At 55.9% G+C, this 14,313-nt stretch carries 11 protein-coding genes and 1 pseudogene; 3 read left to right on the top strand and 9 right to left on the bottom strand.

What is annotated here, in order from left to right; genetic code table 11:
- Positions 1 to 10: 10 nt before the first annotated feature.
- The gene (locus tag RYC18_RS05835; RefSeq protein ID WP_316884245.1) at positions 11 to 1,327 is read right to left on the bottom strand and encodes a sugar ABC transporter substrate-binding protein; all 1,317 of its coding nucleotides are present in this window, start codon (positions 1,325 to 1,327) and stop codon (positions 11 to 13) included.
- 281 nt (positions 1,328 to 1,608) lie between these two features.
- Here RYC18_RS05835 and RYC18_RS05830 point away from each other — a divergent pair, with 281 nt between their 5' ends.
- Complete coding sequence (locus RYC18_RS05830) at positions 1,609 to 2,508, top strand: AraC family transcriptional regulator (protein WP_316884244.1); 900 nt, start codon at positions 1,609 to 1,611, stop codon at positions 2,506 to 2,508.
- Here RYC18_RS05830 and RYC18_RS05825 read toward each other — a convergent pair whose 3' ends face one another.
- Both RYC18_RS05825 and RYC18_RS05820 read right to left on the bottom strand, forming a co-directional pair.
- Positions 2,509 to 3,768, bottom strand: coding sequence for a cation:proton antiporter (locus tag RYC18_RS05825; RefSeq protein WP_004654928.1), 1,260 nt, complete (start codon positions 3,766 to 3,768; stop codon positions 2,509 to 2,511).
- A gap of 279 nt (positions 3,769 to 4,047) precedes the next feature.
- Positions 4,048 to 4,377 (bottom strand): DUF2790 domain-containing protein, encoded by a 330-nt coding sequence (locus RYC18_RS05820; protein ID WP_004663292.1) that lies wholly within the window; start codon positions 4,375 to 4,377, stop codon positions 4,048 to 4,050.
- Positions 4,378 to 4,594: 217 nt separating this feature from the next.
- On the opposite strand from RYC18_RS05820, the gene RYC18_RS05815 reads away from it, so the two are divergent.
- A complete protein-coding gene (locus RYC18_RS05815) occupies positions 4,595 to 4,819 on the top strand; it encodes a hypothetical protein (protein WP_004663296.1) in 225 nt (74 codons plus the stop codon).
- Between the two features lie 451 nt (positions 4,820 to 5,270).
- Complete coding sequence (locus RYC18_RS05810) at positions 5,271 to 6,596, top strand: OprD family porin (protein ID WP_316884219.1); 1,326 nt, start codon at positions 5,271 to 5,273, stop codon at positions 6,594 to 6,596.
- A 131-nt stretch (positions 6,597 to 6,727) separates the two neighbouring features.
- Here the strand turns inward: RYC18_RS05810 and RYC18_RS05805 are convergent, their stop codons facing one another.
- From RYC18_RS05805 to RYC18_RS05780, 6 genes and pseudogenes are all read right to left on the bottom strand, one after another.
- Positions 6,728 to 7,057 carry a hypothetical protein gene (locus RYC18_RS05805; protein WP_072367121.1) on the bottom strand — a complete coding sequence of 110 codons (330 nt, stop codon included), beginning with the start codon at positions 7,055 to 7,057 and terminating at the stop codon, positions 6,728 to 6,730.
- 232 nt (positions 7,058 to 7,289) lie between these two features.
- A pseudogene (locus RYC18_RS05800) lies at positions 7,290 to 8,346 on the bottom strand (DUF6396 domain-containing protein).
- Positions 8,347 to 8,482: 136 nt separating this feature from the next.
- Positions 8,483 to 9,538, bottom strand: a complete 1,056-nt coding sequence (locus tag RYC18_RS05795) for a sel1 repeat family protein (RefSeq protein WP_316884214.1) — start codon at positions 9,536 to 9,538, stop codon at positions 8,483 to 8,485.
- Between the two features lie 136 nt (positions 9,539 to 9,674).
- On the bottom strand, positions 9,675 to 10,730 hold the full coding sequence (locus tag RYC18_RS05790) for a sel1 repeat family protein (protein WP_316884212.1): 1,056 nt from the start codon (positions 10,728 to 10,730) through the stop codon (positions 9,675 to 9,677).
- Entirely contained in the window at positions 10,730 to 12,595 is a 1,866-nt protein-coding gene (locus RYC18_RS05785) for a phospholipase D-like domain-containing protein (RefSeq protein ID WP_316884339.1), read from the bottom strand. Before RYC18_RS05785 ends, RYC18_RS05790 begins: the two co-directional genes overlap by 1 nt.
- A 153-nt stretch (positions 12,596 to 12,748) precedes the next feature.
- Positions 12,749 to 14,313: DUF2345 domain-containing protein (locus RYC18_RS05780; protein ID WP_316884210.1), on the bottom strand; the 1,565-nt coding region annotated here is incomplete at its 5' end.

The raw sequence follows: 14,313 nt of genomic DNA, 5'->3' as shown, positions 1-14,313 counted from the left end.
GGCCGCAGCTTTACTTCGGATAACCGGCGCGTTTCATCTCGCGTTCGGTGACGGCCTGTGCAGCGCTGAGCGCCTGTTCAGTGGTGGTCTGGCCAGTCACGGCAGCGGAGAACAACTTGCCGACCGAGGTGCCGATGGCCTGGAACTCGGGAATGGTCACGTACTGGATACCAACGTAGGGTACAGGCTTGGCCGAGGGGTGCGCCGGGTCGGCGTGTTGCATCATTTGCAGCGTGACCTTGGCGAACGGCGCAGCTTTCAGGTAAGCCTCGCTGTAGGTGGAGGCGCGTGTGCCAGGCGGCACATCACTGATGCCGTCTTTCTCGGCGACCTGCTGGATATAGGCTTTGGACGTCGCCCAGGTGATGAACGTCTTAGCCGCGTCCTTGTGCTTTGAGGTGGCCGGTATCGCCAGCGACCAGGCGTAAAGCCATGATGAGCCCTTGTCAGTCACTTCAACCGGCGCAGGTGCAAAGCCGACGCTGTCGACCACCTTGCTCTGTTCCTTGTCCGTCGTGAAAGAGCCGGCCACGCTGGCGTCGACCCACAAGGCGCATTTGCCGCTGTTGAACAGCGCGAGGGTTTCGTTGAAGCCGTTGCTAGACACGCCCGGCGGGCCATACTTTTTCAGGGTGTTGACATAGAAATTCGCAGCCTTGCTCCATTCCGGGCTGGTCAATTGCGGTTTCCATTGCTCATCGAACCAGCGCGCGCCAAACGCGTTGGCCATGGTGCTCAGCAGCGCGATGTTCTCGCCCCAACCGGCCTTGCCGCGCAGGCACATGCCGTAAATACCTTTGTCGGGCTGATGCAGCTTCGCCGCGAACTCACCCAGTTGGGTCCAGGTTGGCTGCTGCGGCATGCTCAGACCTGCCTGCTTGAACAGGTCGGTGCGGTAATAGGTGATCGTGCTTTCGCCATAAAAGGGCAGGGCATAGAGCGTGTCCTTGACCGACAAACCCTGGCGCACTGAGGGAAATATGTCTTCCAGTTCGTACTCGGGCGCAAGGCCGGTGATTGGCTCCAGCCATTGCTTGGCGCCCCACAGTGGCGTTTCGTAGGTGCCGATGGTCAGCACGTCGAACTGGCCGCCCTGCGTGGCAATGTCGGTGGTCAGGCGCTGGCGCAGGACGTTTTCTTCGAGCACTACCCAATTGAGTTTGATATCAGGATGCTGCTGTTCGAAGATTTTCGACAGGCGCTGCATGCGGATCATGTCGCCGTTGTTGACGGTAGCGATGGTAACGGTCTCGGCGGCCTGCGCGACCATGCTGCTGAGGGCGACGGACACGCCCGCTGACAGGAAAAGCGCTTTGCGGATGTTCATCTCAGGGCACTCCATCCCGCGCCTTGGCTGGCGGGAGTCATTGTTTTTGTTGTTGGCCACGGCTGAATCACCATGGTGGACGGCTCGATTACAGCAGCCTGTTGCGGCCTGAACAAACGCATGGCGAACGATCGGCTGATACTTTTTTAACCGCTTGCCACGCGGCGCTCTGAAAGCAAAAAAGTATCAGTGGCGGATTAATTGTGAGCTAGCACTGGCCGAGCGGCAGGGCGTATGTTTAGTTGTCCACAGCGCATTCATAACGATAAAAGGGGCATCCAGTGCCTGACAGCCGAGCGGCTTTGTTTGAGCAGCGTCCCGCCGAGCTTGAGGTTATTCTCCCGCAACCAGACCACTGCTTTCGCTGGTACGAGCACGACTATCCCTACTCGCTGGCCCGCTGGAACCACCATCCAGAATTTGAAATCCACCTGATCCGCCAGGGCAGTGGCAAGCTGGTGGCCGGTGATTACATCGGTGAGTTCGGTGCCGGTCATGTGGCTCTGATCGGTCCCGATTTGCCTCACGACTGGATCGGCGATCTGGCCCCCGGCGAGCACTTGGCCGGGCGTGACGTGGTGTTGCAGTTCGATGGCGCGGCGTTGCTGGCGCTACGTGGAACGCTGCCGGAACTGGGCGATTTGCGGCGTCTGTTCGAACAGGCACGTCGCGGGTTGCAGTTCACCGGCGAAACGGCCATGCAGGCTGCGCAACTGCTGGAGCAGATCGGCCCGGCACAAGGCCTGGAACGGCTGATTCTGTTTCTGCAACTGGTCAACACGCTGATGAAGGCACCTGTGCAGGAGGCTCGTCTGCTGGCCAGCGCCTGGTATGCCCCGACCCTGGATGCGCGCAGTTCCGAGCGGATCAACAAGGCGTTCGATTATCTACTGACTGAATTGACCAGCGATATTCGCCTGTCAGTCATCGCGCAACGGCTGGACATGAGTGATCCGGGCTTTTCGCGCTTCTTCAAACGCACCACCGGGCATTGTTTTATTGATCTGATGCGCAAGCTGCGGGTTCAGCGGGCTTGCCGGTTGCTGCTGCACAGCGAGATGTCGGTGTCGGACATCTGCTTTGAAGTGGGTTACGCCAACCTGTCCAACTTCAACCGGCATTTCCGCGTGGAGATGCAGCAGACGCCCAGTGAGTACCGGCGCGCCGCTGCATCCGTCTGATCAATGCTCTGCCGGCTCTTTCGCCTGAGGCGAACGGGTGACGGCATGCACCAGCTTACCGATCGTCAGGCCTTGCAAGAGGATCGACAGCAACACCACGATGTAGGTGATGCTCAGCAGCAGGTCGCGCTCCGGCCCGGTGGGCAAGGCCAGCGCCAGTGCCACCGAGACACCGCCGCGCAAGCCGCCCCAGGTCAGGATGCGGATCGTACCGTGCGGCACCTTACGCCAGCGACGCAGCAGCAGAATAGCCGGGGCCACGGTGACAAAGCGCGACAGCAGAATCGCCGCTGCCAGCAGGCTGGCCGCAATCAGGTGCTGCCACGAGAACGGCAACAGCAACAACTCCATGCCGATCAGCGCGAACAGCAGCGCGTTGAGCATGTCATCCAGCAACTCCCAGAAACCGTCCATGTAACGACGGGTCATGTCGTTCATCGCCAGATTACGTCCCAGGTTGCCGATGATCAGCCCGGCCACGACCATCGCGATAGGGCCTGACACATGCAGCTCGGAGGCCATCGCCGAGCCGCCGATCACCAGTGCGAGAGTCAGCATGACTTCGATCTGATACTGCTCGATGCTTTTGATCATCAGGTACACGGCATAGCCAATCAGGCCGCCGAACAGCACACCGCCGACCGCTTCGTGGACGAACAGCAGGGCGGTTTCGCCAACCGTCGGCGTTTCGCCCAACTGCGCGATACCCAGCAGAACGGTGAACACCACCACCGCCGTGCCATCGTTGAACAGGCTTTCACCAACGATGGTGGTTTTCAGCGGTTTGGAGGCGTTGGCGGTACGCAACACACCGAGCACGGCAATCGGGTCGGTGGGCGAGATCAGCGCACCAAACAGCAGGCAGTACAGCGGGCTGACGTGCCAGCCGAACAGGGCGAAGATCCAGTAGGCCAGCGCGCCGATCACGGTGGTGGCAATCAGCACACCGAAGGTTGCCAGCAGGCCGATGGGCCAGCGATAGCTTCTCAGGTCTGCAAGGTTGACGTGCAGCGCCCCGGCGAACAGCAGGAAGGACAGCATCCAGTTCATCAGCAGGTCGCCGAAGTCGATCTGACCGATCAACTGCTGGACGCGATCTTCCAGGCCGGGATAGCCCAGAAAACTCAGTCCTTGCAGCAGCAAAGAGAACATCAGCGCGGTGACCATCACACCGATGGTGGGCGGCAGACCGATAAAGCGATAGTTCACATAGGTCAGCAGCGCAGTGAGGCAGATAAAACCAGCAGCAAGTTCAAGCATCCGTCATTCCAGAATCCGTAAGTGCAGTGTCTCGATCACCGTAACCGAGCCTGTGTTTGATGGACCGGATCCATGTCCAGACACATCGCGACACGACACAGTGGGGTTTGCGTTGACCACGCAGATGCGGTGATGTTGCAAAAAAGGCAGGAATCAGTGAATAAGGCAGGCTTGAAAGCGCAAGAAGCGGGGCATTGCAGACACAAAAAAGTCAGCCCGGATAACGGTCCGGGCTGACGGGGGATGTAACGGTGGGTGGCCTCCCTGGCAGGTTCAGAATCATTGGCTGTTTCTGCACCCGCTCAGGACCTGGTACTGCACGGTGTTCAACTTGCCTTTGGAGTCCTCGTAGGTCATCAGTTTCGGCATCACGCTACAGGTTTGCAGGTCCGGGGATTTGCGAATGACCTTGGCAACGTCGAGCTTCATTCCGTATTTGTACTCCTTGATCTCCGGCATCGGCTTGTTATGGATAGCGGCGTATTTCTGCACGCTGGCCTGGTGTTCCTTGATCACTGTGGTGGCTTTGACTTCATCAGTGGTGTAAGCGTAAGCACTCAGTGGCGAAAGAATGACCAGAGCAAGTAACAACGATTTGGCGGTGCGCATTTTCTTTTGTCTCCGTTTGAATGTGGTTCAACCTTACCAAGTGCGCACTAACCGGAAAGTGGCTGAAACATTACAAATCGGTAATCTCGCAGATGTCAGCTTTCTAACAGTATTGTCATCCTCTGCTCACCTTCCTGTTAGCTACCCGGACGTAAGCTTGTTTCATCCCTGACGAGCACTGAGCTTTTAAGGAACTCCTTACACACCGAAAGAGGTAATGATGATGAAACTGATCAAGTCGATGGTTTTCGCCGTAGCTGCCTTGTCCGCCACTGCAGCCTTCGCCGACGACGGCAACGAGTACGCAAGCACAGCGGCTGACAAGATGCGTCTTGCACAGGAACTGCGCTTCAAGGAACAGAACAGCAGCAACAAAGCCGAGCGCTACGTCAACACAGACGACAACGCCAAGGCCGAGCGGTCGACCAAGTCCGAAGGCTGATGCCTTTGATGCCCGACCCGCTGCACCCCCATTCGCCCTTGGTAGCTCCCTGCTCCTTTGGTCGGGGCGAATCTTTAAGCGTCCTTCGGGGCGCTTTTTTTATTCCCGTATCTACACAAATCGTTATCACGCCCGTGCTCCAGCCCCCGTGGGAGCGAGCTTGCTCGCGAAAAGGCCGGTACAGCCGCCAGAAGGAGTGCACTTGAACCAGGGAATGCCGTCTTGGACGCTCTTCGTCCTATCTTGAATGTCTGATTACACCGGTCAAAGCGTATTTTATTTTATTGAGCAACGGCGTGCTGTAATGCACTTCCTTTCATATTTGTAATCTTTCCGTCACCTCGGCGTTATCTTCGCTACTTCAAGATTGTGCCCCACTGGCAGCGCTCGGGTTAATAAAAACAGCCAGATCGACATGTTTATAACAATCTGCCGATTGGACGGAGCGCACATGACTCAACTTAAAACTCTATCACTGGCCCTGTGTTCGACCCTCGCCGGTGTCGCACCGGCTGCCGTATTCGCTGAAGAGCAGAAAGAAGGCTTCATCGAAGGCAGCACGCTGACGGTGCTCAACCGCAACTTCTACATGAACCGCGACCACCGCAACGGCGAATCCAGCCCTACCGGCAATGGCTACTCCGAAGCGTGGGCGCAAGGCATCATCGGGCGATTCCAGTCAGGTTTTACTCAAGGCACCTTCGGCGTCGGGGTCGATGCATTTGCCATGATCGGCATCAAGCTCGACACCGGTGACGGCCGCAACGGCGGCCGCAGCGCATTCGACGTGCTGCCGGTCGATGGGGAAGGCCGCGCCCGTGACGAATACACCAAGGTCGGGGGCTCGCTGAAGGCCAGAGCCTTCGACACCGTCGTCAACGTGGGCGATGTGTTTCCGTCCACCCCGGTGGTTGCCTTCGGCGACTCCCGACTGCTGCCGGAAAGCTTCCGCGGCGTTACCGCCGTCAACAACAGCATCAGCGGCCTGACCCTGCAAGGCGGTCGCCTGCACTCCATGAGCCAGCCCGTTTCCAGCAACATGCGCGACGGTTTCGTCACCTTCTACGGCGGTGCCGTGGACTCTCCATGGGTTGCCTACTTCGGCGGTGACTATCAGGCCACCGACAGGTTGAGCCTTGGCCTCTACACCAGCCGACTTAAAGACGCCTGGGATCAGAAATACGCTTCAGCGTCCTACGTGCTGCCGCTCTCTGACGACCTGTCGCTGACCAGCAGCCTGAACTATTACCACGCCACCGACGAAGGCAAAAAACTGCTCGGCGAATTCGACAACGACATCTGGAGCGCAAAACTCGCCCTGCAATACGGCGCACACACCCTGTCGCTTTCGCACCAGCGCAACGAAGGTGATGACGATTTCGACTACCTCCGGCAGTCCGACTCCATCTACCTGGCCAACTCCATCCAGTACAGCGACTTCAACTCACCCAAAGAACGCTCGTGGATGGTCACCTACAACCTCGACATGTCCACCTTCGGCGTGCCCGGCCTGTCATTCATGACCCGCTACGGCAAAGGCACCGACGCCGACTACTCCAACGCCAACAGCACCTACATGCGCCGCGACGCACAAGGCAACCCGCTGACCGACCAGAAACGCTGGGAGCGCGATATCGAAGCGAAATACATCGTGCAGACCGGGCCACTGAAAGACCTGTCGCTGCGCGTGCGCCAAGCAACGACTCGTGCTACGGCGTTTGAATCGGATCTGGATGAGGTGAGGGTGATTGTGGAGTATCCGTTGAGTGTGCTTTGAGTATTTCCGAACAGGCAAGAAGCGTCCCTTGGGACGCTTCTTAGTGCTAACCACGTTGTGTGAACCATCAACACCAAAGCTCAATAGGCTGACCCATGATTTTTCCAGCGCAAAAAGCTGACTGGCCATCGCTATTTCGAAAGGAGTCTCATCAATGCAGCTAATGCAAAAGCCGATGCTGCGTAAAGGCAAAACTTACTGAGACTCCACATGGCATCCATAAGCTGTTGACCTTCGGCACTTCCTCCTGAACCGCTGATTGCGCTAGCTGTGCCGCCTATAAATACTGCGCCTGAAGCCACACACAGGACCAAAAAAGCGCACGCCATTTTAAACAACGTGGCTGGGGTAAGCACATTTGAAATCCCGCCTGTTTCATCGGTGCTGATGATCCGAAAAATGACACGACCTATATAAAAAACTGCAGACAAGACACATAGGAAAAGCACCAAAGTGATCATGGAATTTACCTTGGGCAGAAAGTGTTTGATAGTCGCTCACCCCAAGATATTCTTGATGGCTGCGACGGTTTGATATCGATTTGAACGTTATTCTTCCTTTACGATCCATGCTAAGACATAAAACGCATAGATGGCGTCCTGGACAGCTTTGGACGAGAGTACAAGTTTGCATATGCCGCCCGCTATAGGCATATGCAGAATCTCTTCCGGACCGGCGTCATCAGACTTTTGATCAGTCTCCCTTGCTGTAAGCCGGCGACTCCGGTAACGGCCTGCCTGTTTTAGGATCAAGAATCATGGCCTTGGCCAACTGCTCGATCAGCGCTTCGGAAGGCTTGGGCGGCGGGATGTTGGCTTCACGCTCTTCAACCCATTTCAGCTTGCCATCCCAGGCCGGGAGTTTGGCTGGGGGCAGGGGAACGATTTCGTTGATTTCGGGTACTTTTGGATTGGCGTAAGACCAATGCTGAAAGCATGCTCCAAATCTGTTTGTAACGTTCTGCTCGCTCTATATCTTCATGCTGGCCCAAATAATACATACGATTATTCTGCTTAGGGCCGCGAAACCCATTGTTTAGAAATGATGCTGAGCTTTCATCTCCTCCTGCTACTCCCAGTTGAAACGCTTCGAGGGCGGCTTGATACTGCTCATCCTCCGATAGATCTACGCCTAATGCTCCAGCAGCCTTTCCATTACCTTGCTCAGCCGCGCAACGTCGCATATTACGAGTAACCTCTACTGCGGCATTATCAGACTCTAGCTTTTCGGCCACATAAGCTTGTGCTTGCGCACTCCCCTTATCCGCCGCGTTGCGAAAGTAGCGCAGTGACATATTTTCGTCTTGTTGCAGCCCAGCTGCACCCTTCTCAAGGTAGACGGCGACCATGTAATAACCCGAAGCCACATGTGCATCTATCAGTTGCTGGCTAAGTCGTAATCTTTCCTCACCAGTGAGCTTGAACTGGCCACGCATAGCACCGTTCTGCAGGTTGACATTGGCCTTGTAGTGGTTGTTTTCTGCCGCGATGCGATACAGTCTGCCAATTTCGACGTCGACCGTTTCATTCTGCTGAATCTGATTGTTTTTCTGCAGCCAGCGCGCGAACTGAAACAGCACATCCGTTTCTGACGAAGGAACCGGGATTTTCTCGTGTACGCAGGTAAATGCCAGCTTGGCGTTGACTTCGCTCAACTGATTCAGCGGCGCGTCCTTCGTCCGTGAGGTAAGGGCATTGCCGGAGCTGCAGGCTGCCAACAGCAGGATCGAAAGCAACAAAGTCAGGCGCATCAGTCATGGTCCGTCGTAGTAGCGTCGTGATAATAAGGTTCAACGAGAGCGTGTCGGGTTTGAGTTCGGGTAGATATTTGCATGTGCCGATCACTGTCGACACATGTAAATCTCTGCTTGGCACATGGATCTGTGATCAATCTTCCTTACTGTAGACCGGAGAGCCTGGCAACGGCTTGCCCGTTTTAGGGTCAAGCACCATGGCCTTGGCTAGTTGCGCAATCAGTGCTTCAGAGGGCTTAGGCGGCGGGATGTTGGCTTCACGCTCTTCAACCCATTTCAGCTTGCCATCCCAAGCAGGAAGCTTGGCTGGCGGTAGTGGGACGATTTCATTTATTTCAGGGACTTTTGGGTTGGCGTAAGATAATCTACTGAGTAATTTGCTTATTTGTTTATAACGTTCCGCTCGTTCAAGATCTTCTTTCTGGCCTAAGTAGTACAAACGATCATCCGGTTTTGGGCCGCGAAACCCGCTATCCAAAAAAGATGCAGCGGTTTCATTACCTGCTGCCGCTCCAAGTTGAAAAGCTTCAAGAGCTGCTTGATACTGCTTTGCAGTTGATAGATTAACTCCTAATGCCAAAGCCGCATCACCATTGCCTTGTGACGCTGCACAACTTCGCATCTGACGTGCTACGTCCGGTGCAATATCAATGGGCGCGAGTTTTTCAGCCACGTAGGCTTGCGCTTGCGCGTTTCCTTCGTCTGCGGCCTTGCGAAAGTAACGCAGTGACATATCCTCATCTTGTTGCAGACCAGCCGCGCCCTTTTGAAGATAGATGGCGACCATATAGTAACCGGTAGCGACGTGTGCATCTATCAATTGCTGGCTAAGACGCAGGCGTTCTCCACCAGCAAGTTTAAACTGACCACGCATTGCGCCGTTTTGCAGGTTCACGTTGGCCTTGTAGTGGTTGTTTTCTGCCGCGATACGGTACAGTCTTCCGATCTCGATATCGACCGTTTCATCCTGCTGAATCTGATTGTTTTTCTGCAACCAGCGGGCGTACTGGAACAACACGTCTGTTTCTGCCGAGGGGGCCGGGATTTTCTCGTGTACGCAGGTGAAGGCCAGTTTGGCGTTGATTTCGCTCAACTGACTCAGCGGCGCGTCCTTTGTCCGTAAGGTAAGGGCATTGCCGGAGCTGCAGGCGGCCAACAGCAGGATCGAAATCAACAAAGTCAGGCGCATCAGTCATGGTCCGTCATAGTAGCGTCGTGATAATAAGGTTCAACGAGAGCGAGTTGGATTTGAGTTTGGGCAGAGATTTGCATGTGCCGATCACTGTCGACACATGTAAATCTTTGCTTGGCACATGGATCTGTGATCAATCTTCCTTACTGTAGACCGGAGAGCCTGGCAACGGCTTGCCTGTTTTAGGATCAAGCACCATGGCCTTGGCCAGTTGCTCGATCAGCGCTTCGGAAGGCTTGGGCGGAGGGACGTTGGCTTCACGCTCTTCAACCCATTTCAGCTTGCCATCCCATGCGGGGAGCTTGGCTGGGGGCAGGGGGACGATTTCGTTGATTTCGGGGACTTTTGGATTGGCGTAAGACCAATCAGCCAGAAGGCTCCAGATTTTTTTGTAACGTTCGGCTCGCTCCAAGTCCTCTTTTTGCTCTATGTAGTAAAGACGATCATCTGACTTGGGGCCACGAAAACCCTTGCTCAAAAAAGAGGCTGCAGTTTCATCGCCCGCTGCAACGCCAAGTTGATAAGCTTTAAGGGCTTTCTGATAATTTCTGTCAATTACTTGGTCGTTACCTAATGCTGTCGCGGCTCTTCCATTACCTTGTTCAGCGGCGCACCAGCGCATCTGTCTTGCAATGTCCGGGGCAATCTCGATCGGTTCTAGTTTGTCCGCCACATAAGCTTGAGCCTGGTCGCTTCCTTCATCTGCCGCCTTGCGAAAGTAACGCAAGGCCATTTCCGGATCCTTCTGCAAGCCGGCGGAGCCTCGCTCAAGAAATATGGCTATCAGGTAATAACCAGTCGCTACTCTTGCGTCAATCAACTGCTGACTCAAGCGCCGATGTTCGCCGCTGCCGAGTTTGAATTGGCCACGCATGCTACCGTTCTGCAGATTGATATTTGCTTTGTAGTGCTGATTTTCAGCTGCAACTCGGTACAATCTTTCGATTTCTAGATCAACGGTCTTGTCCTGATTTACCTGATTATTTTTTTGTAACCAGCGAGCATACTGGAATAGCACATCGGTATCGATTGAGGAAGCCGGAATTTTTTCGTGCACGCAAGTAAATGCCAGCTTGGAATTTACTTCTGTTAGTTTATTCAAGGGAGTGTCCTTTGTCCTTGGAGTGAAGGCGCTAGCGGTGCTGCAGGTAAATAGCAGCAGGCTTGAGAGCAAAAGAGGCAGGCGCATCAGTCAAGGTCCGTCATAGAAGTTTCGCTGTAATGGAATTCGATAAGGGGAGCGTACGGGGACATTTTTTTCGACTGCAGTCTTTTGTTGTTACCAATGATTTCCTGCCAGGCTGTAAAAGCTTCTTTAGGCTCATCCTGCCCCCCTAACCCCTTCGTATGCAAATCCCACAACCGCCGCCGCAACGGCTGACTAAACTCTGGATGCTCGTGGCAGATGTTCAGTTCACTATCCACCATCATGCTGCGGGTGTTGATGTTGGCCGAGCCGTGTGTGGTGTAGACGTCATCGACGATCATCAGCTTGGAGTGGATGTAAACCGGCATCCACGGCTTGCCCGCCGGCGAGTCGAATGCGACCAGCGAACAGACATGAATCTTCAAGCCTGGCACTTCCTTGGCTACCAAGTTGGAAGTTTCAATCTCCTTGGTTTTCCGGTCCATCTCCGCTTGCCATTCGTCCAGCTTTCTCTGCCCGGCCCGATCATTTGGCCCGTCCGGCCGAGGTCTGACCGGGGCTTCACTTTTCATCTCTTTGATCATTCGCAGCTTGGTGATGGCCGGAATGGTTTCTGCCCTGCCGAGGCTGGCGAGCATTTCCTGGGTCTTGGCTGTGCCCATGCCAACCCCGTCCTTGGTGTCATTGGTGACGACAAAAAGATAGAGGGGCTCCTTACGGCCTGCTTTGAAGTATTTCCCTGCCAGGGTCTTGAGGTGATCAGCCAGCGGCGGCCAGCGGAAGTACTGGTTCTCGATGTAGATGAACTGGGTGACGTTGTTGGCAGCCACCATGTAACCGCTTTGGATGTCACAGACAGGTTTTTCATGGTCGCCTACGTCATCCTTGTGCTTGCGGTTGGTTTTGGGCTGGCCCACCTGAGCCTGGGTGCGCAACACTTGCATCATCAACCGCGTGCCGTTCTGGAACTGGAGACGATTGGAGGTCGGATCGCAATCGCGGCAGGCAAGCAGGTCCTCGCCGGTTTCCTTGCGCCAGGCGATGGCGAAGTTCTGGTGTACATCGTGGAGAATCGGCCCGGACAACATGCACGAGATGTCCTGGCGTGGCGTGGAGCCGCGCGAGCCGAGATAGGGCTCAGGCTTGGTGCCTTCTTCACGGTTCAGTGCAGAGTGTTGATCGGTGTCCCAATACTCGTCCAGCGAATTGTGACCCATGACAAAGCCGACCGCGCTGGGCAGTTCATAGTCTACCAGTACACTTTTTTGGTGGTGCGAGGCGCTGGCGCTCAGGACGAGGCGCATGCCCACGCTGATATTGGGATCGAGCGCTTCATACTTCACCCAGTGCTTGATCTCTAACCGTTCATTGGCGCTGAAGCCACGACTCACGAACACTGGAGATTTGCCTTTGACTCGCTCAGCCGCCTTGCCATCGGACACCGCGCATTCGGAGAACCAGTCGCGATCGTAGTCATACTGATCAGGCGTGGAGCTTTGCATGGCCCGGGATTTTATCCGGATTACACCTTTGCCCGGCAGATTACCTTCGCCTGCTACGCCTGCGGAGTTGAAGGGCATTTCCCAGCCCAGTATGCGCACCTTCACACCGTTGGCAGCCTTGATCCTGAGCAGTTCGCCAATGCAGGGGTGGGATCCGTCGCGGATGAAATACATGGAAGGCTGGAAGCCCCAGCAGATGATTTCGACGGATTTTTCAGCCTTGGCAATGGCCTCATAGACGGCCTTGAACGCTTCCTCACCGTTGACCAGCGGACGGTAGGTGGCTGGAATCGGGCTGAATTCGCTGTCCTCGACGAACCAACGCGGAACAATCCTGGCGCTGTTGGTGTGCGAGAGTGCGATGGGCACTGTTATGTTGTTGAGGCGGGGAAGTGGCGATTCCATGAGCGTTTCGTCCTTATAGTTTTTGACACGCTGCCTGATCGGAGAGGCGAGCTGGATGGCTGACAGTTGATCGCACAGGCCATGGCCGTTCTGCAGGTTCATCAGGATGCATGCCGGTCGCAACTCTGGTCTCGAATGGGTTAGTCGTTCCCATCACGTTTCCGATTCTGATTCTGGGTTGTTCAGTGAGGTGTACAGGGCCCGGAACTTGCTCTCAGTTCCTGCCCGAGAGTTCGTTGAACCCGTTTGGTTGCTATGGCGATGAAATCCGCTGTTGGCGAATTCGGCATTGCTTTGCTCGCCTTGGTACTGACCGCCGACCGGAATGTCGTAACTCACGCCATTGGCCAGTTCTAGCGTGTAATTGCTGGTTGTGGGGTGATGATCAACGTCAATTGCCCCGGTTTTATCCATGACGCCTTTTTTGACGACTGATGCCCCGTCGCGCAACGTGTAAGGCATACCAGCCCATGCACTGGAGCTTCCGGCGTTGGTTTGCCCAGCATAAAAGGTGAGCGCTTGGGTCACCGAGGACTCGGGCCAGGCAGGGTGGTCGCGATTAAGCTGGGCTGGCCCACTAAACGTCTTCTTCGCCCCTTTGACATCAATCGTCCCCGGCGCGTGAATCTCGATGTTGCCGTCCTTGATGCGGATGTAGCCACCACCGCTGGTAAGCAATATGCCGTCCTGAGCAGCGATTTCTATTCCAGCAGCGGTCGAGGTGATCTTTACCCCTTGCTGCGCGGTCAACTCCATCGCATCACTTTGCGCCTGCAACTCGATCTTGCCTTTGGCCACAAACAGCTTGGCTCCGGCGTTCTGCGCGAACAGGCTGATGCTTTGCGCGACGCTGGCCAGCAGGGATTTGCCGCTAGCAATGCTGACGTCTTCGCCGGTGCTCAGGGTCAGGTGTTTGCCGCTGTGCAGGTGCGTGCTTTTCGGCGTGGCAGTGGCGATGTCGGCGGGGGAGGAGGCGATCAGCAATGGCTGCTGGTAACCCGGTGTCTTGCCTCGTCCGCCGCTGCGGATCGCCCAGGCGGTGTCACCGCCGTTGCGTTGTTGTTCGCCGGGGCCTTGGCTCGGGGCGCCGTCGTCGCTGCCGTAAGTCACGTCGGCATCGCTGTTGAGCTGGGTCAGGCTGTCCAGGCCTTCCTGCATGGGCAGGGCATTGTGCTGTTGCGCGGTGTCGGACAGGGTCTTGACGCGTTGCTCGCTGTTTTTCAGTTGCTGCTGCGCTTCGCTGGCATCGATCTGTGCGCCCTGGGCACCGCTGCGTTTCCAGGTGCTGAGGTAAAGACCCTGCTGGGCGCGCAGGGCACCGTAAGCATCGGTGCGCAGTTCAAACCCGGTACCGCGCAGACCGCCGCGATTGTTGCCGCGCTGGTCGATCAAATAACCGAGGTTAAGCTGGGTATGCCCGTGGCTGCTGTGGATCTGGGTGCGGACCTGGCCGGTCGAGTCGTCCATCACCCACTGGTTGAAACCACCGCCGCCGACTTCCTTGCTTTTGTAGCCTGCCATCAGACCGCTGGAGTGCCAGGCGGGTTTGTGGCCGCCGTAGACCTGGCCCATGACCAGTGGCCGATCAATGTCGTTATCCAGAAAGGTGATGACCACTTCTTCACCGGCACGCGGCACATGCACACTGCCCCAGTCCGGACCACTGCTCGGTTGCATCATGCGCAGCCAGCAGGAGCCCAACTCGCCATCCTGAGACA

It is taken from the genome of Pseudomonas syringae group sp. 247E2 (genome assembly GCF_032587795.1).
Taxonomy (GTDB): domain Bacteria; phylum Pseudomonadota; class Gammaproteobacteria; order Pseudomonadales; family Pseudomonadaceae; genus Aquipseudomonas; species Aquipseudomonas amygdali.
The sequence above is the reverse complement of the archived record's forward strand: the minus strand, read 5'-3'. Positions and strand labels throughout refer to the sequence as shown.

Coding starts and splice junctions, on each gene's coding strand:
- RYC18_RS05835 (WP_316884245.1), bottom strand. CDS start 1,327: ATGAACATCCGCAAAGCGCTTTTCCTGTCAGCGGGCGTGTCCGTCGCC.
- RYC18_RS05825 (WP_004654928.1), bottom strand. CDS start 3,768: ATGCTTGAACTTGCTGCTGGTTTTATCTGCCTCACTGCGCTGCTGACC.
- RYC18_RS05820 (WP_004663292.1), bottom strand. CDS start 4,377: ATGCGCACCGCCAAATCGTTGTTACTTGCTCTGGTCATTCTTTCGCCA.
- RYC18_RS05815 (WP_004663296.1), top strand. CDS start 4,595: ATGATGATGAAACTGATCAAGTCGATGGTTTTCGCCGTAGCTGCCTTG.
- RYC18_RS05810 (WP_316884219.1), top strand. CDS start 5,271: ATGACTCAACTTAAAACTCTATCACTGGCCCTGTGTTCGACCCTCGCC.
- RYC18_RS05805 (WP_072367121.1), bottom strand. CDS start 7,057: ATGATCACTTTGGTGCTTTTCCTATGTGTCTTGTCTGCAGTTTTTTAT.
- RYC18_RS05795 (WP_316884214.1), bottom strand. CDS start 9,538: ATGCGCCTGACTTTGTTGATTTCGATCCTGCTGTTGGCCGCCTGCAGC.
- RYC18_RS05790 (WP_316884212.1), bottom strand. CDS start 10,730: ATGCGCCTGCCTCTTTTGCTCTCAAGCCTGCTGCTATTTACCTGCAGC.
- RYC18_RS05785 (WP_316884339.1), bottom strand. CDS start 12,595: ATGGAATCGCCACTTCCCCGCCTCAACAACATAACAGTGCCCATCGCA.